General features: G+C 69.7%; 20 protein-coding genes. 3 read left to right on the top strand and 17 right to left on the bottom strand.

Annotated elements, in window-relative coordinates; translation table 11 throughout:
- Positions 1–10: 10 nt before the first annotated feature.
- Entirely contained in the window at positions 11–574 is a 564-nt protein-coding gene (locus F4553_RS00635; RefSeq protein WP_184830788.1) for an RICIN domain-containing protein, read from the bottom strand.
- Between the two features lie 186 nt (positions 575–760).
- Here F4553_RS00635 and F4553_RS00630 point away from each other — a divergent pair, with 186 nt between their 5' ends.
- Positions 761–2641, top strand: coding sequence for a serine/threonine-protein kinase (locus tag F4553_RS00630; RefSeq protein ID WP_184830786.1), 1881 nt, complete (start codon positions 761–763; stop codon positions 2639–2641).
- Positions 2642–2731: 90 nt separating this feature from the next.
- Here the strand turns inward: F4553_RS00630 and F4553_RS00625 are convergent, their stop codons facing one another.
- The 3 genes from F4553_RS00625 to F4553_RS00615 all read right to left on the bottom strand — a co-directional run bounded on the left by F4553_RS00625 (position 2732) and on the right by F4553_RS00615 (position 4793).
- Positions 2732–3700 carry an anti-sigma factor RsbA family regulatory protein gene (locus F4553_RS00625; protein ID WP_184830783.1) on the bottom strand — a complete coding sequence of 323 codons (969 nt, stop codon included), beginning with the start codon at positions 3698–3700 and terminating at the stop codon, positions 2732–2734.
- Complete coding sequence (locus F4553_RS00620) at positions 3697–4518, bottom strand: MEDS domain-containing protein (RefSeq protein WP_184830781.1); 822 nt, start codon at positions 4516–4518, stop codon at positions 3697–3699. Before F4553_RS00620 ends, F4553_RS00625 begins: the two co-directional genes overlap by 4 nt.
- Before the next feature lie 71 nt (positions 4519–4589).
- Complete coding sequence (locus F4553_RS00615; protein ID WP_184830779.1) at positions 4590–4793, bottom strand: hypothetical protein; 204 nt, start codon at positions 4791–4793, stop codon at positions 4590–4592.
- A gap of 305 nt (positions 4794–5098) precedes the next feature.
- On the opposite strand from F4553_RS00615, the gene F4553_RS00610 reads away from it, so the two are divergent.
- Both F4553_RS00610 and F4553_RS00605 read left to right on the top strand, forming a co-directional pair.
- Positions 5099–5383 (top strand): hypothetical protein, encoded by a 285-nt coding sequence (locus tag F4553_RS00610; RefSeq protein WP_184830777.1) that lies wholly within the window; start codon positions 5099–5101, stop codon positions 5381–5383.
- Between the two features lie 189 nt (positions 5384–5572).
- Positions 5573–6121, top strand: a complete 549-nt coding sequence (locus F4553_RS00605) for a hypothetical protein (RefSeq protein WP_184830775.1) — start codon at positions 5573–5575, stop codon at positions 6119–6121.
- 120 nt (positions 6122–6241) lie between these two features.
- Here F4553_RS00605 and F4553_RS00600 read toward each other — a convergent pair whose 3' ends face one another.
- The 13 genes from F4553_RS00600 to F4553_RS00535 form a co-directional block, all read right to left on the bottom strand.
- Positions 6242–7081 (bottom strand): glycosyltransferase family 8 protein, encoded by an 840-nt coding sequence (locus F4553_RS00600; protein WP_184830773.1) that lies wholly within the window; start codon positions 7079–7081, stop codon positions 6242–6244.
- Between the two features lie 529 nt (positions 7082–7610).
- A complete protein-coding gene (locus F4553_RS00595) occupies positions 7611–8903 on the bottom strand; it encodes a sensor domain-containing phosphodiesterase (protein ID WP_184830771.1) in 1293 nt (430 codons plus the stop codon).
- Between the two features lie 391 nt (positions 8904–9294).
- On the bottom strand, positions 9295–9738 hold the full coding sequence (locus F4553_RS00590; protein WP_184830769.1) for an ATP-binding protein: 444 nt from the start codon (positions 9736–9738) through the stop codon (positions 9295–9297).
- Entirely contained in the window at positions 9735–10367 is a 633-nt protein-coding gene (locus tag F4553_RS00585) for an MEDS and STAS domain-containing protein (protein WP_312875048.1), read from the bottom strand. Before F4553_RS00585 ends, F4553_RS00590 begins: the two co-directional genes overlap by 4 nt.
- Positions 10368–10373: 6 nt before the next feature.
- Positions 10374–10592 (bottom strand): MEDS domain-containing protein, encoded by a 219-nt coding sequence (locus tag F4553_RS00580; protein ID WP_184830764.1) that lies wholly within the window; start codon positions 10590–10592, stop codon positions 10374–10376.
- Between the two features lie 607 nt (positions 10593–11199).
- Positions 11200–11724 (bottom strand): hypothetical protein, encoded by a 525-nt coding sequence (locus F4553_RS00570; protein WP_184830762.1) that lies wholly within the window; start codon positions 11722–11724, stop codon positions 11200–11202.
- A 53-nt stretch (positions 11725–11777) separates the two neighbouring features.
- Positions 11778–13001 carry an acyl-CoA reductase gene (locus F4553_RS00565; RefSeq protein ID WP_184830760.1) on the bottom strand — a complete coding sequence of 408 codons (1224 nt, stop codon included), beginning with the start codon at positions 12999–13001 and terminating at the stop codon, positions 11778–11780.
- The gene (locus F4553_RS00560) at positions 12998–14386 is read right to left on the bottom strand and encodes an AMP-binding protein (RefSeq protein ID WP_184830758.1); all 1389 of its coding nucleotides are present in this window, start codon (positions 14384–14386) and stop codon (positions 12998–13000) included. Before F4553_RS00560 ends, F4553_RS00565 begins: the two co-directional genes overlap by 4 nt.
- Positions 14383–15132 (bottom strand): SDR family NAD(P)-dependent oxidoreductase, encoded by a 750-nt coding sequence (locus tag F4553_RS00555; RefSeq protein WP_184830756.1) that lies wholly within the window; start codon positions 15130–15132, stop codon positions 14383–14385. Before F4553_RS00555 ends, F4553_RS00560 begins: the two co-directional genes overlap by 4 nt.
- Before the next feature lie 38 nt (positions 15133–15170).
- Positions 15171–15938, bottom strand: a complete 768-nt coding sequence (fabI, locus tag F4553_RS00550; RefSeq protein WP_184830754.1) for an enoyl-ACP reductase FabI — start codon at positions 15936–15938, stop codon at positions 15171–15173.
- Positions 15935–16984: a LuxE/PaaK family acyltransferase gene (locus F4553_RS00545; protein WP_184830752.1), complete on the bottom strand. Its 1050-nt coding sequence runs from the start codon at positions 16982–16984 to the stop codon at positions 15935–15937. The genes fabI and F4553_RS00545 overlap by 4 nt, the downstream gene beginning before the upstream one ends.
- The gene (locus tag F4553_RS00540; RefSeq protein ID WP_184830750.1) at positions 16984–17223 is read right to left on the bottom strand and encodes an acyl carrier protein; all 240 of its coding nucleotides are present in this window, start codon (positions 17221–17223) and stop codon (positions 16984–16986) included. Before F4553_RS00540 ends, F4553_RS00545 begins: the two co-directional genes overlap by 1 nt.
- Before the next feature lie 32 nt (positions 17224–17255).
- Complete coding sequence (locus F4553_RS00535) at positions 17256–17519, bottom strand: MoaD/ThiS family protein (protein WP_184830748.1); 264 nt, start codon at positions 17517–17519, stop codon at positions 17256–17258.
- Positions 17520–17530: the final 11 nt, after the last annotated feature.

Raw genomic sequence — 17530 nt, 5'->3', positions numbered from 1 at the left:
GGCGGTGTCGTCAGCCCAGGTTCCACTGCTGGGCGGCGGTGTTGTTGCAGGGCCACTGCCACAGGAGGTTGCCCGCGACGGGGTCGCCCCAGGGGACGTCGAGGCACTGCCCGGTCTGGAGGTTGCGCAGCGCGTAGCCGTTCGTGCCGGGTATCTGCGTGCGCGACCAGAGCTGCCGGGCGGCACCCAGGCAGTCCCACAGTTGCAGGGTCTGGCCCGCTGCCGGGTTGCCCCAGGGCAGGTCAAGGCACTTGGGGCCGTCCGGCGACCAGAGGGAGCTGACGAGCTGGTAGTAGACGACGCCGTCCCACCTTCCCTCGAAGACCATGGTCCATCTCTGGGCGGCGTTGAAGGAGCTGTCGCACGGCCACTGTTTGATGGCTGTGCCGTTGGCGGTGCTCGCGTAGTGCACGTCCACGCACAGGCTGCCGAAGGGTTTCTCGACGGTGGCGGAACTCTCGGATCTGAGCAGGTAGGCGGTGTCGGCGCTGGCCGGTGTGGCCACCACCAGGCCGGCGGCGACGAAACAGACGCACACCGCGAGCACCATGGACGTTCGGCGGAGGATGTTCATGACCGTTCCTTCCGATGATGGTTGCAGACACCGACGAGGGGGATCGGGTCGGCCGCCAGATACATCCGCGTCAACGGCGGGCGGAGGTCGGCACGGCAGCTCCGGTGAGTCGGATGTGGACAGTCGCGTTGACGTTGGCAAGAGATCACGGGTTGAATTGCCGAACCGAGTGGAGGGCAAGGGTCTGTGAGCGATGTGAAGATCGACGGCTACGACGGGTTTCGACTACTGGGCCGGGGTGGGTTCTCGGCGGTGTACGAGGCTCGGCAGATCGGGTTCGACCGGCAGGTCGCCGTCAAGGTCCTGGACGTAGGGATCATGGACGATGCGGTGCGTCGCCGGGTGGCCCGGGAGAGTGCCGCGACCGGCCGGCTGACCGGACATCCGAACATCGTCACGGTGCTGGAGGCGGGGTTCCTCGGCGACGGGCGGCCGTTCCTGACGATGGTGCTGTGCCGGGGCGGGTCGATGGCGGACCGGATCGGTCGCGATGGGCCGCTGCCGCTCGGCGAGGTGCTGCGGGTCGGGGTGAAGATCGCGGGGGCGTTGCAGTCAGCGCACCAGGCCGACATCGTGCACCGCGACATCAAGCCGGAGAACATTCTGATCACGGCGCTCGGTGAGCCGACGCTCGCCGACTTCGGTATCGCCACCATCTCCGATCACCATTCGCTGACCCGCAACACCCAGGCGTACACCCCGAACCATGCCGCGCCGGAAGTGCTGCTGGGCCGAGCGGCCTCCACCGCGTCGGACGTCTACAACCTCGGCTCCACCCTGTACCACCTGCTGGCCGGTCATCCACCGTTCGCGATGACGGGGCCGGCCGGGTTGGCGGTCTTCGTCGACCGGGTCCTCAACCAGCAGGCCCCGCCGCCGCGCGAGGGCCTGCCCGCCTCGCTGCTGGCGGTGCTGCATCGAGCGATGGCGAAGGATCCGGCCGACCGTTACGCCTCCGCCGAGCAGCTGGGACAGGCGCTTCGCGAGGTCCAGCGCGAGCTCGGTCTGCCCGTCGACGCCCTCGTAGTGACCACGGTGGCGGGAGCAGGCGCTCCGGCACAGGCCATCGTCGATCCTTCGGGGACCATCCTCGATCCCCCGCCGCCGCCTGCGGTACCGCCGGCGACCGCACCCGCGGCACCACCGAACGCCACCGTCCATCCGCAGCCGCCCGCCCAGGTCGTCTACGCTTCCGGCCAGGCACAGCCGGCCACCCTCGGCGGGCCCGGCTCCTACCATCCCACCCTGCAGCCACCGCCCTCCGGCGATGCCCCCGCGCCCCGCCGCAAGAGGCTCCTCGCCGCCGTCCTCGGCATCCTGCTCCTACTCGCCGCCTTTGGCGGAGCCGCCGCGTGGGCCTTGAATGCCCGCAGCGACCTCGACCAGACCAGTTCGGCGACTCCCACCGGCGGCGCCGCTTCGGGCCAACCGGTGTCGGCCTCCGTCTCGGCATCGCCTCCGGCGTCCGCCTCCCCCACCGTCGCCGGTGCGTCGATCGGCGAACTGTCGGTGTCGAATGCCGAATGCGGGAATCAGCGTTCCGACGGCACGTGGCGCGGCTCGCTCAAGGTGAGCTGGCGGGCCGACGGCGCGGACGCGGTGAAGCTCTCCACGCAGGCCTCGGGCAGCGGGCTGGGCAGCTTCGGCACGTCGGGAAGCGAGACCTTCCAGCTTTCCTGCGAACCGGGCACGTCCTTCGTCCTTCGCGCCACCCCCTACCTGCGGTCCACGCCAGGTAGCGCGAAGGAGCAGCGCGGCTCGTGGCCGCCGGCCATCCGGGTGGCGAGCCTGAAGGTGTCCGGCTACACGTGCAGCACGCCCGGCCACAATGGGGACCAGCAGGGCTCGTTCAAGGTCCAGTGGTCCGCGACGGGTGCCGACGAGGTGCGCTTCTTCTACGAGGGCGACCAGGACCGGCGGTACGAGAACTGGCCGACTTCGCCGAACGGCACCTTCGAGTTCTCCGGCCGCTGCGATCCCGGGGGTTCGCCGAAATTCGTTCGGGCCATCGCCTTCAAGGACGGCACGGCGCACGGCTTCCGCGACGTCACCATTCGGTGGCCGTAGGAGTGCTGCCGCGAGTACCCGACGGTTACGCCCCGGCTCGGGCCGGGGTATAGCCGTCGGGTTCCGTGCCGTCCCGGGTGCTGCCGGCGTCTATGCGCTGCTGGCCGGCAGGATGACATCGCCGCTGACGAGGCGGATGGTGAACCCCGCTGCGGTGACCCGCATGGAGACATACGCGCACATCTGGTGCGCCAGCCACAGCCCGAGCCCGCCGGGCATGGTCCCGGGCATCAGGCCCGCCAGCGGGTCTGCCGGGCCACGCCCGCCGTCGTTGACGGTCACGATGATCCGGCCCGTGGCTGCCCAGGCTTCGAAGACGACAGGGGCCCGGCCGTGGACGACTGCGTTGCTGACAGCTTCACTGGCGCTCACCAGCAACCCGTTGAGGTCGTCGCGGGCCAGCCCGGCGAGCGGCTGCAAGGTCTCGATCGCTTCGCGGGCCTGCGCGGGCGCCGGATCGAGCAGCCGGACCGCCGGCGGCCCGGTCTCGGCCGGGTCGAGCCACGGTACGGCCGCCGAAGCCAGGAATTCCCGGGGTTTCTGGTAAACCGGACTCGGCTCGCGGCCCCCGTCTGCGGTCACGACGTGGGTATGCGTCCGCAGCACATGGTCGAGGACCTGCGCCGGCGCGGTTCTGGTGTCGTAAGGGCACAGCCCGTACATCGGGAACTCGTCGTAGACGTCGTTGGCGGCCGCTTCGTAACGGGCCCACCATTCCCACGGCACACCCGTACCGGGGTGCGGCACGTCTCCGGCGATGCGGATCTGCGCCGCCCCCTGCTCGACATATCCGGCCAGCATCTGCCGGTGGCGTTTGATCGCGACCGCCGGCCGCAGGTAGTGGGGGCCGCCGTCGATCAGCGTCACGCCGCTGCCGGGCCCGAGGGCCGATCGGATCAGCTGCTGGTTGCGCTCCCCGAACAGCGACACGGTCGGCTCGCCCGCCTCGACCCCCTCCCGCAGGAAGGGCAGCACCACGGCGAGGAACTCCTCGTCGGAGGCGTAGAACGCGGTCTCGTGCAAGATGCCCGCATGCCCGGCGGCAGCGCCCGATCTCATGAGACCACCACCTGTATGTCCGGAAGGTCCAGCAGATCCAGGATGAGCTTCGGGATGCCGCTGCCGCTCACCCGGACGGTCAGCCGCCGTCCACTGAAATGCTCTTGAAGGCTGAGAACGGCCCGGTGGTCGATGTAGCGCAGGCCCCGCAGGTCGACGGTGACGTCCTGACCTGACACGTCGGCCCGGCTGAGCGCGGTGTCCAGCAGATCGTAACCCGCCAAGTCGACCTCCCCGCCGAGCACCAGGTCCACCCCCGGATCGGCGGACGCGTGCAGGCGCAGCGGCGTCGCACCGGCGGAGGCGAGCGGATGCATGCACGCCAGTTCGGCCACGGCCTGGGCTCCCAGCGCGGTACGGTCGACGGCGCACATCGCCGAAAACGGTGCGGTGACGGCGTAGGAGTCGATCAGGTGCTCGTACCGGGCGAATGCGCCGATATGCACCGGCGTGCGCACCAGCGGAGTAACGTTCGCGGCCACCCGCAGGCCGCTGTAGCCGTCAGCGACCGCCTGCTCGGTGGCGCGCGCATAGGCCCGCACCTGTGCTGCCGGATCGACCGGGCCGGTGCCGTAGAGGCCCAGATCTCGCACCTGTGCCGCGCCGGAGGCTACTGCCTGGGCGAACGGGCCCCGTGCGCCGAGATCGGCGATGTCGGCGCCCTCGGCGAGATACACGACGCGCTTGCCTGCTGCCAGACCGTCGGCGAGGAACCGCGCCGCCTCGGCACGGAAGCCCTCGACGGTGTCGAACGCCCACGAAACATGATCGTGGCTGCCTCTGTGATCAGCAGCGTCGACGAATTCACTGCGGCGCACAGAAGAAAACTACCACCCCGGCCGGTGGGACGGTCATGGCCCGAAGGAGGCTACGGGCGTCCCGGCGGAGGTCAGCAGGTGGTGTGGCTGTGCAGCACCCAACCCGTCCGGTTGGGGTGCTCGGCACCGTAGCCCCGCAGCCAGTTGCGGCCGTAGACGTCGTTGTAACCCGCACCGTCGGCACGGAAACCGCGACCAGGGCTGAGCGTGAAGAGATAGCCCGTTCCGCCGTAACCGTCGATCGAGGCGTAGAACGGGGCGTTCTCCCTCGTCATACAGAGAACGTCGGCATGCGCGGGCGCAGCGACCAAGGTTCCTGCCGCTGCAGTCGCCAACATGACGGCGGCGGTTGCCAGTGTGCGCTTCACGTCTGCCTCCCCTTGTTCGGTCGCCACGATAATAGACCGTTCCCGATCGCCCGCCACCGGCGACCGGGCCACCCGATGCGGGGGCGTCGTGACCGGCACGATGGAAGCCGCGGGCGCGTCGACATTGAACGGGTTCACTCGTCCGATTCCCGCAGCGGACGAGTTCGCCTGGCGTTCAGGCGCCGGTCGCGTTGCGATGCCACAGTTGCCCGATGGCGGAGCACGAGCGTACCGAGCCCGGTACGGCAGGCAGCTTCGGAACGTCGAGCGTGGCGTTCGAGGTCGCCCGGTCGCAGACCCGATGGTCGTCCTGGGCCAGCAGCGCCCTCCTGGCATCGGGGCTTAGCCTGCTCGTCCTCGGCGCACTCGACGGTTCGTCGGCCCTCACCTCGCTCGGTGCAGCAGTGTCCGTGGTCGCCGCCTACTGGCTCGCAGGTTCCGTACGCAGCCATCGCGACGCACGGCGCCTGGAACGCCGCGCGGCCGCCCGCGACTGACGGCAACAGCGGAGCTCGACGCCCGCGGTCGCACAGCGTAGAGACCCGTCTCGGGGCGGGGCGCACAGGGGATAGTAGATGGTCGATCATGACCAGGAAGTGGCATACGGTTCGCGTGGGAGCCGTCATAGAATAATCGACGTTCACCGATCTCTTACTCCCCGCTCTCCAGACTCGGAGGTACAACCAGTGCTCCGATCCGCCCGCGTCGTCGCCGTCGCCGCCCTCGCCCTGGCCGGGAGCCTCGTCTCCGCGGCACCCGCATCCGCCTCGCCCGCGCAGGTCTACTGCACCTCGCCCAGCAGCAACCTGCTCACCTTCACCCCGCCGCTGACCCTGGCCACCCAGCCGACCGTGGTCACGCGCAAGACCGTCTACAAGCCGTGCACCTCGCCGACCGTGCCCGAGATCGTCAGCGGTACGTCGAGCACGTCCTTCTCGATGCCCGACGACTGCACGATGGTCCTGCTCCCCAGCACCGTCTCGTTCACCATCACCTGGAACACCGGCCGGACCACCACCGTCAAGGCCTCCCGGACCGCCACGCTCGCCAACCCCACCGGCACGTCCCCGACGCTCACCGTCGACTTCGCCGGCTCCGTCACCGCCGGCCTGTTCACCGGGAGCCTCGTCCAGCAGCAGTATGTCGGCTCCGGCGCCGAACTCGCCGCCTGCCTCAACGGCACCGGCCGCCTTCCGGCGCTCAAGTCCGCGGTCAGCCTGCTGATCTACCACTGACGACGAAGACGGACACGTCCCACCGTCCAAGATGGATCGCCCTGCCGGTCCCCCAGGACCGGCAGGGCGCCGCCGCTACCGCGCCAGCCGGACACAACCCATCAGCGGGTACGCCGACCCTCAGCCCGCCACCGCCACCGCCTGCGCCGGTGGTGCGCAGGCCGCGACCCGGGCGGCGAGGGCACGCCACCGGGCCTGCCGGAAGCCGGGGTAGAACCCCTCGTTCCAGGGTTTGTTGCGCCCGGCGAAATGCATGATCCGCACGTCCTGCGGCACCGCGTCGGGCGCCTCGAGGAACCAGCTCTTCATGTTGTTCCACTTGCCGTCCAGGTGCACCCACCGGCGGGCCACGACGAGGTTGAGCGCATCCTGGTCGGGCAGGCGCAGCACGCTCTCCTGCTCGATCAGGTAGGTCAGACACTGCTCCGTGACCCGCTGCTGCCGCCAGGCGGGCACGTTCATCAGCAGCACCCCGGAGTTGAAGTAGGGCGCGTCGTCGTCGGCGGGGGTGGCCCCCGGCACGCCGCCCTGGTCGGCGAAGACGGTGATGTTGGCGTCGCGGACGGCCGCGAGCGGCGCGTCACCCAGGGGCAGCTCCCACAGCGGGCTCAGGTCCCCGGCGACCATCAGGTCGCAGTCGAGGTAGAGCAGCCGCTGGGTGTGCGATGCGACCAGGTCGGGCAGCAGCAGGCGCAGGTGCATGCCCGGGGTGATGTAGGAGATGTCCGGGCTGGCGGATCTGGGCAGTGCGCGGTACCCGTCGTCGGCGGCGAGCAGATGCAGCTTGGCCCGGCCGTCAAGCTGTCGGTGCAGGTGATCGGCGCGGTCCTGGACCACCTGCGCGGTGGTCAGTAGCCAGAAGGTCAGGTCGTCCCGGGGTGCCTGGGAGTCGAGCACCGATTCCATGGCGACCTGGGCGTGATCTGCGTAGTGCTCGTCGAAGGCGAAGGCGATGTCCATGAAGGATTTCTAGCAAAAATCCAATGGAAAGTATGCAATATTTGAATAATGTTTTGTCGATAGCGCGTGTGTCGTGTTGGGAGCGCGCATGTCGCTGCCGGTCACCGCCGCACCGAGCGACCACCCAGCGGTCGGCATCGACCTGGACGTCCCTACCCGGGCGTCCCGCTCGACCTGAACATCCGGGCTCGCCGGCTCGATCACCGCCACCGTGACAGCGGCCGAGGCGGATCCGAACCCGGCCAACGACACCGCCTCGGCGACCTGCACCGTCATCTCCATCGTCCTGGCCACCTGCCACTGATGCCGTGTCCGGCGGGGCGCACTCCCCCGCCGGACAACCATCCCGAAGCGCACACCGACTGTGGCACCCCACCCGCAGAATGTCCCCAACGATCTGCTCCGCACCAGGTCAACCAGTCCGGTCAAAGCGGATCGTTTAGGAAATCACAATGACGACCGTTCCGAGGCGACCTTGAGTCATCTGGTCTCGGTTGACGCCATGAGCGAAATGCTGACAGCGGGCGGTTCACGCCCCCGTACCGGCGCGGCTCAGGTGAACCGCTGCCTCCGGGTAGGGATCCAGTCGCTGCAGCAGGCAGCGGGCCGCTTCGGTGACAAGGGCCCGGTCATGGCTGACGACGGCGTCGAACTCGCGCTCGGATTCCGGGCCCGTCGTCGGGAGCTCCCGGGCGAACAGTCCACCGGCGAAGTAGCTGTCCACGACGATCACCGACCATTCACCGGCAAGTGGATCATCGTCGGCCAAAGCCACACCTCGAACGCCGGCAACCGGGTGCGCCGGCATGCCGCGGGCGAATGCCGCCGTGAAAGCCCCACCCGCCGCCGACGCCGCGTAGCGGGCCCGTGCCGCGCCGGTGAAGAACTTGTACTGCTGGAACGTCGCGAGCAGAACCATGGACTCCGGGGCGTGAGCGGCCATCGCCTCCAGTCGGCTGCTCAGCGGGAGCAGCGTCCGTTTGGTGAGCCGCCTGGTCTCATGGTGACGGCTGGCGACCTCGAACGGGGTGATCGCCGCAGCCGGGGTCCACCGGCTGCGGGGCAGATCCGTCCCTGGCGGCTGATGGACCGGCGGCAACGGCCCGGGACGGCCGAACAGCCAGCCCTGACCGAGAGTCGCGCCCATCGACATCGCCGTCCACAGGTGGCTGTCGGTCTCGATGCCCTCGGCGAGAACGACCGCGCCCGTGCGGGCGGACTCCGCCAGGACCGCCTTCACCACCCGGCCCGCCGCCGGTGAGGCCGGAGACTGGACCACGCTGGAGTCCAGCTTGATCACCTCAGGGTTGAGCAACGACATCAACGCCAGGCTGGCCGGCTTCGCCCCGACATCGTCCAGCGCGATCCGCGCCGACCGGCCCCGCACCCGGTCCGTCAGCATCAGCAGCGCCGCTGGGTCCTCACCCAGGAACCGTTCGGTGATCTCCGCGACGATCTGTAACCGCTGCGCGCCGGCATCGATCATCGGCTGCAGATCGGGCGGGCAGGCAGTGCGCAACGTCGCCGGCTCGACATTCACGAACAGCGGCATCTCGTACGGCAGACCGGCCGCCAACGCGTCGCGGAACGCCACCGCCCGGGTCGCCCAGTCCAGTTCTCCGAGCCGGCCCGCTCGCTGCGCGTACCCGAACAACGCCGCCGGACTCTCGAACGCCGACCCCGCGGGACCCCGCGCCAACGCTTCGTACCCGACGACAGTCCCGTCGCCCAGGGAGACGATCGGCTGGAAGACCGGAAAGAACGCATGGTGACGGACGATCATGTCGAAACGGGCGTCATGGCCGACGACCACCTCATTCACCCGCGTCACCGGCCCTCCAGCCCAAGCACGCCTCGGACCTGCACCTCCGGTCAGGGTAACCACCAACGGCCTGGCCTTTGGTCGGAATCGAAAGCAAGGACCATGCAGACCTGCTCGCTCCGGCCGCAGACTCCGGGGACAGCGGACCTGCCGAGCGGCGGGTGCCGAGTCCGGTGCGACCTTCGTACGGCTGGGAACATCGGTGACGCCAGGCCCGGACATCGAGTCGGCGATGGCGATCCAACGGTGTACCAGCCCTCCCCCTCCTGTAACAACCGGTAATTATCTAACGTTGCGCCGACCAGGGTGATTCGAGCGCGCCGCGACCCGTTTGGTGCTCGATCAGCCGAGCTGACTCCGCACCGCCCGTTCAGATCCGGGCATGCTCTGGTCAGGCCGGGTGGGCCAGATGCAGGACTGCGGTAACCGTCGTGCCCGGATGGCGGACGGTGATGTCCACACGGTCGCTGAACTGCCGGACGATCCACAGACCCCGGCCACCGGCGGAGTTGATGGGCACCGGCTGGGAGCCGGCGCTGGCGGGGTCGCTGATACCGGGGCCGTCGTCGGTGACCTCGCACTGCAGGGCGTCGCCGTCGCGCCACAGCCGCACACGGCCCTGCCCGCCGCCGTGGCGGATCGCGTTGGCGGCGAGTTCCGTAACCACGACGAGGAGCTTGCTCAACTGGTCGCCGCCCATGCCGTGCGCGGCCGCGTGCGCGCCCACCGCAGCCCGCAGTGAATACAGGTCGGAGACGTCGAAGCCGCAGGCAAGAACGGTGTCCGGCGCCGGGCGCGGCGCGTCCTGCGCTGCCCTCCGGTCTCCGGAGGTCATGTCAGCATCCGCATCTGCCCGACGTCGGACGCTCCTACCGCGTCGAAGACCATCGCCACGGCGGGCGGGCAAGCCACGATCAGCTCCCTGCCCGCCGGCAACGACACTGCGGCCTTGACGATCACGGTCGCTGCGGCTCCGTCGATGAACCTCAGCCGCGTCAGGTTCAGGTGGATGGTGTCGTCGAGGCGGAACGCCTCCCCCAGCGCCCGCTGCAACGGCTCCAGCTGGGTGAAGTCGAGCTCACCGGCGATCCGCACCCCGCCCGGGCGGTGCTGGCGGCAGATCCGCAGGACCGGCGTGTCGTGATACGCCACAGCCGCCACCGTCTTGGCGTGCGCGCCCGCTGCGAACGCCAACGTCACCGGATCGAAGCTGTCCCGGTCGTACTGGCAGCTGATCGTCAGCTCACCGCCCTCGAAAAGCTTCGCGGCCTGCCGCTCGAACACCGCCAACTCACCCGCGGCCACCACCGGCCGCGTCGCCCAGCACATGTCGGCGGTGATCCGCAGCCCCGAGAACCCACCCGACGCCGTATGGTCCATCTCCTCCGCTATCGCAGCGAGCATCCGCTCCGCCGTCACCGGCCCGCCCGCCAACCACGAATCCTCACCACCACGCAGGACCAACCGCCCCTATTCAAGGGCCGCAAGGGCGGCGACCTCCCGCACCACCAGCTCACCCGCGATGTCATCCGGCGCCACCAGGTCCGTGAAACAGACAATCCGCTGGCCCAGATCCAGACCCTCCGCGACGAACTCCGCGACGAGATCCCACCGCTCCTCCGCCTCGGCGAACGTCAAACACGCATGATCACCGGCCACCAGCTGATCGGCCGTCACCACATCACCCACGACCAATCCCTCCAGCCAGGAAGCCGACCCATGCCCAACCGGCCACTGCGGCAAACCAGCCACACCACGACACACCCGATGCCGTCCTGCGCCGAGCAGATCGCCGCCGCCCATCCCGGCCGGAAACCGACGGCCGGGGGACCTGCCAAGTTGAATGAGCGACAGAGCCGTTAACTCGACCGGCCCCTCGGTTGTCGTAGTCGCCGCGGGCCTTCCTGGCCGAACTGGATAGGGAGCAGCCCGTCCGCCCGTTCGTCATGGCCCCCACCCGGGACACGGAACTGCTCGACGCGTACAACGAATGCGTGAAGGCGATCGCCCGGTTCCGAGTGTGCGTAGCCCCATCGACACGCCGTCGCCGAGGAGGGCGTACCCGCCCGGGTGATCGCCGAAGCTATCGGGCGCGGCCTCGACCTGCCGGTGTTTCCATCCCCGCTGACCAGTCCGCCGACCACTTCGGGTGGATCGCGCGCATCTTCGCGACCGATGGTGCGGCGTCGAGTTCGGCGACACGGCAGTTGCTCGGATGGAATCCCGGGCAGCCCGGACTCGTCGCCGGCCTCGGCGCCGGACACTACTTCAAGCAGTAGCCGACAGTCTCGGCGAATCAGCTGAGAATGAGGGTGGCGGTGCCGCCGCAACTCGACACGCCCGGAGCGAAGAGGCAGGCCGTGGGATTGATCAGCGGCAGCGTGGTGGTATTGATCGCCGTGGCTCCTTGGAACAGTCCCGAGCTGATCGTGCCGGTGCGGGTAATGACCGTGGCACCGCCCACGATGACCACGGTCCGGTTGAAGGTGAAAACGCTGCTCTGGCCGGTGTTCCAGGGGATGGTGAATGATCCGTTGCTCGCCGCCGGGATCGGGTCGAGGCAGGACTTCATGGCGACGGCATTGCCGGTGATGACAGCCCCGGTCACAGCGGGGTTGCTGGCGGACACGCATCCCGTGTAGATCCGGTTGACCGTCACGGCCACTGTTTGCGGGAACAATCGCAGACCGGGGCTGTAGCTCTCGGTCTCCGTGCCGACGGCGCAGGTCAGATCCAGCGGCGCGGCGTGTGCGGGTGCGGCTGCCAGGGGTACGGCAAGAGCAACAAGGATCAGGGCCGCGGACCATCGGTGATGACGCATTGTGGAACTCCCTTTCTATTCGACAATCTCCACATAGGACTCAGTGCGGCGCGTCACGAGACGGTCGTGATGCGCGTGAATTCGCTGAGCAGGTCGTAGCCGTCCCAACGGCTGGTGAACTCCAGCGCCCGGCCGATCGGGACGATGCGATCGATGCCCCTCCCGCCGAGGTCCCGGGCGAGTCCGGCAAGTTCGTCCTGCTCGAAGCCGTAGTAGGTCAGGGTCTGATCCCGGCGTTCCACCAGCTCCACCAGCTCGGTCAGGGAGTCGAGGCGTACCTGGGGAAACACTCCCGCTCCCAGCCAGTCCCGGGGCACATTCCCCGTGCCGGCCAGGTAGACGACGGTGACGTCGTGGCCGATGTGCTGGATGGCGGTAGCGGCACCGGCGACCGCCAGCCCGTAGGTGCTCACCCGCTTGTGGATGGCCATCGCGGGATCGGCGGCAGGGCCCCGAGTCGCGACCACGTCGGCGAGAAGCCGGTAGAAGCCCTCCTGGGCAGCGGCCACCACGGCAGGGGAGCCGACCCAGAAGACCGTCCGGGGAGAGGCACAGGCAGCCTGGTCATACCAGTACGAGTCAGCGTGGAACGCCCCGGCGACCCGGCTCTGAGCCGATTCACATGCGGTGCCGAACCGCTCCGCGTTGATGACGGCGAACGACGACCGGTCGGGGAAGGTGAGGTCACGCGCCGACGGTGCGAGCGAGTGTCCGCGCAGCTCGGCGATACTGCGATCGCCACCCCACAGCACCCGCAGATCACATGCGGCGGCCAGGGTTTCGTTGATGGCGTCGTCGTGGTCGTAGGCAACGATCCGCTGCGTGGGGCCGATCGCGGAAGCGAGCGAACCGTCCGAGTCCAGGGCTGAATGCAGGACCCGGAGGATCTCGGTGGTCGCCTCGCCCGCCCGGCTGGAGACCCGGACGACGTTGTGGTTCCCGGCGAGCGCCGACAGCGCCCACGAGTAGACGTAGAGCGCGTCCACATTGGCCGGGGCGATGTGGAGGACCAGCCCGCGCGGGAAGCGCTTGAGGCCGGGTTCGTCGCCTACCCGGGCCAGCTCGGCACGCGTCCTGCCCCGGCGCAGGAACGCACCGAGCGCTGCGAGTTCCGGGCGGCTCCTGGCGATGGCCGGGTCCAGCAGGATCCTGCCGACCGTGTCGAAAAAGTCCACGATCCGGTCGTCTCCGACGGACAGGGCGGACGAGGATCGCATCGAGTGGACCAGGTCGGCGGCGGTGACCGGTGGTCCGCTGGGGAACAGTTGCCGGATCATGCCTGGCCGCCGAGGGTGCGGTAGTCCACCTTGCCGTTGGGCAGCAGAGGCAGGGTGGTGATGGCTCGCGCTTGGAAGCCGTGCCGATTGAGGCGGAGTTCGGCGGCGACTCGGCGGGTGATGTCGCGGAGCACATCGCCGGTCGGCTCGCCCTCGCACCACAGCACGACAGTGTCGTCGGCGGCGACCGCGGCGACCGCACCGGGCGGGTGGGAGTGGCCGGCGATCCTCTCCACGTCGTCGAGGCTGACCCGGACGCCGAGGACCTTGGCGATGCGTTTGAGCCGACCGTGCAGGTAGAGGTACCCGTCGGAGTCGAAGCTGCCGAGGTCGCCGGTGGCGAGCACGCCGTGCAGGTCGTCGCCTCGGGCGAGGTCTGTCACCGTGTCCGCGTATCCCATCATCACCGCGGGGCCGCGGAAGATGACCTCGCCGGTCACGGCATCGTCGCGGATAGAGAGCCGGCTGCCGGGGATCGCCAGGCCAACGGAGCCGATCTTGTCGAGGAGCCGGTCCGGGGGCAGGACCGCGAGCCGGGCGGTGGCCTCGGTCTGCCCGTACATGACGTAGAGCGAGCCGTTGCGGGGTTCGAGCTGACCCGCGAGGCTGCTGATCAGGTCGGGGCGCATGCGGCCACCGGACTGGGTGAGCGTCCGCAGCGTGGGGTGGCGGGCGGGTGTCCAGTGCAGGCGGTGCAGGAGTTCGTAGATGTGGGGCACGGCGGCGAGGGAGGTGCAGCCGTGGGAGTCGACGATGTCCCAGAAGGGCCCGGACATGACGCTCTCGTCGGTCACCACCACTCCGGCCCCGCCGCACAGGTGGCTGTTGAGGACGGACAGGCCGTAGCCGAAGAAGAAGGGCATGCTGGTGGGTGCCAGTTCGGTAGGGCCGATCCGCAGGGTGTCCGCGATGGCGGCGGCGTTGGCGAGCACTGCGGCGCGGGACAATCGCACGAGGCGGGCGGAGCCGGTGGAGCCCGAGGTGGTGAGCAGCACGGCCAGGTCGGGGTGGGTGGGCGCGGCGGGAGCAGCGCGGATCCAGCCCTGGGGCGACGGGCGGTAGCCGTCGGGGACCGGGCCGGGATAGGTCGTGAATTCCTCGGGTCCCCACACGATCGCCGGGGCGAACCTTGCCACCAGCTCCCGCACCTTCTCGGCGGGCAGGCCGGGGTCGAGGAGCGCGATCGGCCGGTGGGTGCCGATCGCGGCGAGGTAGCGCAGGACCACCCGCGTACGCCAGGGGGCGGGCAGCAGGATCAGGCCGCCCGGTAGTGCCACGATCTCCCCTGCCGTCGCCGCGATGGCATCGGTCAGGGCCGGTCCGTTCAGCACCTCACCGGTGGCTCCGTCAACGAGCCGCGCGCCGGGTGACAGCAGCTGAGTCACAGCGTCAGCCCGCCGTCGACGCCGAGGACCTGCCCGGTGATGAAGGCGGCCTCGTCGCTGCTCAGGAAGCAAATCGCCTGCGCCACCTCGGCCGGTAAGCCGATGCGCCGCAACGGGGTCTGCCCGCGCCGTGCCTCGATGACCTCGGGGCGGAGCGCCGCTGTCAGATCGGTGTCCACGATGCCGGGTGCCACCGCGTTGACCCGGATTCCCGCCGGTCCCAGCTCGATGGCGGCCGATCGGACGAGGGCGGTGACCGCGGCTTTGGTGGCGGCGTAGACGCTCTGCCCGGCCGCTCCCCTGTCGGCGACCAGCGATCCGACGACGACGATCGCTCCGGACCGGCGTGGGAGCATGGCCCGAGCCGCGGCCTGGACCACAGCCAGCGTACCCAGCAGATTGGTGTCGGTGAGGTGCCTGGCTGACTGCTCCGTGATCAGGCCGAGCGGCGCGCTGGTCATCGCTGCCGCGTTCGCGACGAGGATGTGGACTCCCCCGTGCTGGGCGGCCACCGACTTCACGAGGGTCGCGGCGGCCGGGAAGTCGGCGGCGGACAGGACCCGGCCCTCGACCGTCCCGCCGGTCTCCGTGCAGATGCGGTCGGCTTCGGCCTTGACGACGGTCTCGTCCCGGCCGGTGATGACGACGATGGCTCCGGCCGCGGCGAACGCCCTGGCGGTGGCGTTGCCGATGCCACGCGTACCCCCGGTGATGATCGTGACCTTGCCCTTGAACCGCGGGTCCATCGCTTCCTCCTTCGGTGAGCGGGCTTCGGTGGGCGGGGTCAGGCGCCGATCGAGTGGTAGCCGCCGTCGGCGTGCACCACCTCGCCGGTCGTGGCGGGGAACCAGTCGGACAGCAGCGCTGCGCAGGTCCGGGCCGCCGCGGTGGTATCGGCCGGATCCCAGCCGAGCGGCGCGCGGGCCACCCAGTCCGCGGCGATGTCATCGAAGCCGGGTACGCCCCGGGCGGCCACCGTCCGCAGCGGACCCGCCGCGACGAGGTTCACCCGGATGCCTCGGGGACCGAGGTCGCGGGCGAGGTAGCGGGCGCACGATTCGAGTCCGGCCTTGGCGACGCCCATCCAGTTGAAGCTGGGCCACGCCACAGTGGCGTCGAAGTCGATCCCGACGATCGCTGATCCCCTGGTCAGCATGGGCAGGGCGGCGGCGGTGAGTGCCTGCAGTGAGTAGGTCGAGACCTCCAGGGTCCGAGACGCGTCGGCCCAGGAGGTGGCGAGGAAGTCCCCGCCGAGGGCTGCCGCCGGGCCGTAGGCGATCGCGTGCAGCACGCCGTCGAGGTGCGGGAGGTGCGGCCGGAGCCGGTCGGGCAGGCTGCTGAGGTGTTCGGCGTTGGTGACATCCAGCTCGATCACGGGTGGTGGATCAGGAAGCTGCCGGGCGGTGTGCTCGACCACCTGAAGCCGCCCGTAGCCGGTGAGGACGACGACGGCGCCCTGCTCCTGGGCAATCCGGGCGACCTCGAACGCGATCGACGACCGGGTGAGTACGCCGGTGATGAGGAGCCGCTTCCCGGCGAGGATGCCGCTCATCGGGCGTCTCCGCTTGCGAGCAGGGTGTCGCTGCATCCCCGGGGTTCGGCCTGGGACAGCCGTCCCAGGACCTCGAAGCGCTTGCCCGGCCACTGCCCGTCGTCGATCCCGTGGACGACGCCGAGGTCCTCGGTGAGCAGGACGTGGCCGGGGTGCGATCGGGGCACCACGCTGAGGACCTCGATCACTCCGGCCGTCCCGGTCGGCGCTTCCGCCCAGGTACGCGGGTCGCGGATGATCACGTCGGCGATGTCCGGGCAGTGCAGCCCCTGCCCATCGGGGGACTCGACGTAGATCGTCCCGCCCTGCTCGACCATGCCGTAGAAGTTCTGGACGCGGGTCAGACCGGCGGCTTCGCGCCAGGCAGTCCGGAACCGGGCCGGTGAGACCGCGATGTCGGCGAGCTTCTTCCAGCCGCCGGTGTGCAGCAGCAGCGCTTCCCGCAGGTCGAGGCCGTGGCTGACCGCTACCGGGTAGAGCTGCGACCAGACGAGATAGGTGAAGCCGAAGATGAGGAACGGCTGCCTGCCGTGGCGGGCGAGGAACCCCGTGACGGCGGCGAGGTCGAGCTCGCCGTCGCGGTCGAGGGCGAAGGCGTGGTCGCGTCCCACGCCGAGGACCCCCAGGACGGTCGCCCCGCGGATGGAGGAGCGCTGCTCGGCGATGACCCGGGGGCTGTCGACGACCAGCAGCGGCAGCCGCCGCGGACCGACGACGAACCGCAGCGTGTCGATGAGGTGGGACCGCTGCCGGTGGGCCGCCGCCAGGTCCAGGGTCACCTGGCTGCGTTCGCTGCCGGTGGTCCCGGACGAGGTGAGGACCGCCGCCACATCGCCGGTCGGTACGCTGGTCAGCAGGTGCTCCTTGAACAGCCGCACCGGCAGCCACGCGAAGTCGGCGGGCCGCTCGTAGCTGGTTCCCGCCGGATGGCCCAGCGCCGCCAGGAGGTTCGCGTAGCCGGGACACGCCGCCCGGTGGTAGCCGGTCAGGTCGGTGAGCTGCGGGGTGAGTCGCGCTTCCCGGTCCGCCTGGCGCAGCGTGAACATCACCCCTCCACCCCGAGATCGCGCAGTACGCCCACCGCCGCCGCGAAGGTGTCCATCGTCAAGGAGCGCTCGATGTCGATCTCGACGCCGAACTCGTCCTCGATGGACGCGACGAGGAGCACGGAGCCGAGGGAGTCCCAGCCGGATGTCTTCTGATAGCGCAGTTCGCCGTCGGGGATGGTCTCGTCGAGTTCGAGAACCCGGTCGAAGACGTCTCGCAGTCGAGCTTCCGTGGACATTGGCCCCTCCTCTGGATCGCCGGTCGGCACGGTCACCCACCGGCCACCGCGGTCATGACCTCCACGACGTCGGTCGCGCCCAACTCCCGGGTGAGATCGCTCGGCACGACCTCATCGTTGAGAGCAAGCCGATGGGTACGCCGGATCGCCCCCTCGGGTGTCAGAAGCACGTCGCGCAGCGAGGGGTGTGCGGAGAGGAGCTCGTCGAGCGCATCGCCGACCGTAGGCGAGTCGTAGGAGAGTCTCTGCTGGTAGCCGACGTACCTCAGCAGGATCCCGGAGAAGCGGAACGTCATGGCGAGCTCCC

This window comes from Allocatelliglobosispora scoriae (assembly GCF_014204945.1).
Taxonomy (GTDB): domain Bacteria; phylum Actinomycetota; class Actinomycetes; order Mycobacteriales; family Micromonosporaceae; genus Allocatelliglobosispora; species Allocatelliglobosispora scoriae.
This window is presented reverse-complemented; position numbering and strand designations above follow the sequence as displayed.

Excerpts from the sequence above, each read along its gene's own strand:
- F4553_RS00635 (WP_184830788.1), bottom strand. The coding sequence starts at position 574 with ATGAACATCCTCCGCCGAACGTCCATGGTGCTCGCGGTGTGCGTCTGT.
- F4553_RS00625 (WP_184830783.1), bottom strand. The coding sequence starts at position 3,700 with ATGAGATCGGGCGCTGCCGCCGGGCATGCGGGCATCTTGCACGAGACC.
- F4553_RS00615 (WP_184830779.1), bottom strand. The coding sequence starts at position 4,793 with ATGACGAGGGAGAACGCCCCGTTCTACGCCTCGATCGACGGTTACGGC.
- F4553_RS00610 (WP_184830777.1), top strand. The coding sequence starts at position 5,099 with ATGGCGGAGCACGAGCGTACCGAGCCCGGTACGGCAGGCAGCTTCGGA.
- F4553_RS00600 (WP_184830773.1), bottom strand. The coding sequence starts at position 7,081 with ATGGACATCGCCTTCGCCTTCGACGAGCACTACGCAGATCACGCCCAG.
- F4553_RS00590 (WP_184830769.1), bottom strand. The coding sequence starts at position 9,738 with ATGACCTCCGGAGACCGGAGGGCAGCGCAGGACGCGCCGCGCCCGGCG.
- F4553_RS00570 (WP_184830762.1), bottom strand. The coding sequence starts at position 11,724 with ATGCGTCATCACCGATGGTCCGCGGCCCTGATCCTTGTTGCTCTTGCC.
- F4553_RS00565 (WP_184830760.1), bottom strand. The coding sequence starts at position 13,001 with ATGATCCGGCAACTGTTCCCCAGCGGACCACCGGTCACCGCCGCCGAC.
- F4553_RS00555 (WP_184830756.1), bottom strand. The coding sequence starts at position 15,132 with ATGGACCCGCGGTTCAAGGGCAAGGTCACGATCATCACCGGGGGTACG.
- fabI (WP_184830754.1), bottom strand. The coding sequence starts at position 15,938 with ATGAGCGGCATCCTCGCCGGGAAGCGGCTCCTCATCACCGGCGTACTC.
- F4553_RS00545 (WP_184830752.1), bottom strand. The coding sequence starts at position 16,984 with ATGTTCACGCTGCGCCAGGCGGACCGGGAAGCGCGACTCACCCCGCAG.
- F4553_RS00540 (WP_184830750.1), bottom strand. The coding sequence starts at position 17,223 with ATGTCCACGGAAGCTCGACTGCGAGACGTCTTCGACCGGGTTCTCGAA.
- F4553_RS00535 (WP_184830748.1), bottom strand. The coding sequence starts at position 17,519 with ATGACGTTCCGCTTCTCCGGGATCCTGCTGAGGTACGTCGGCTACCAG.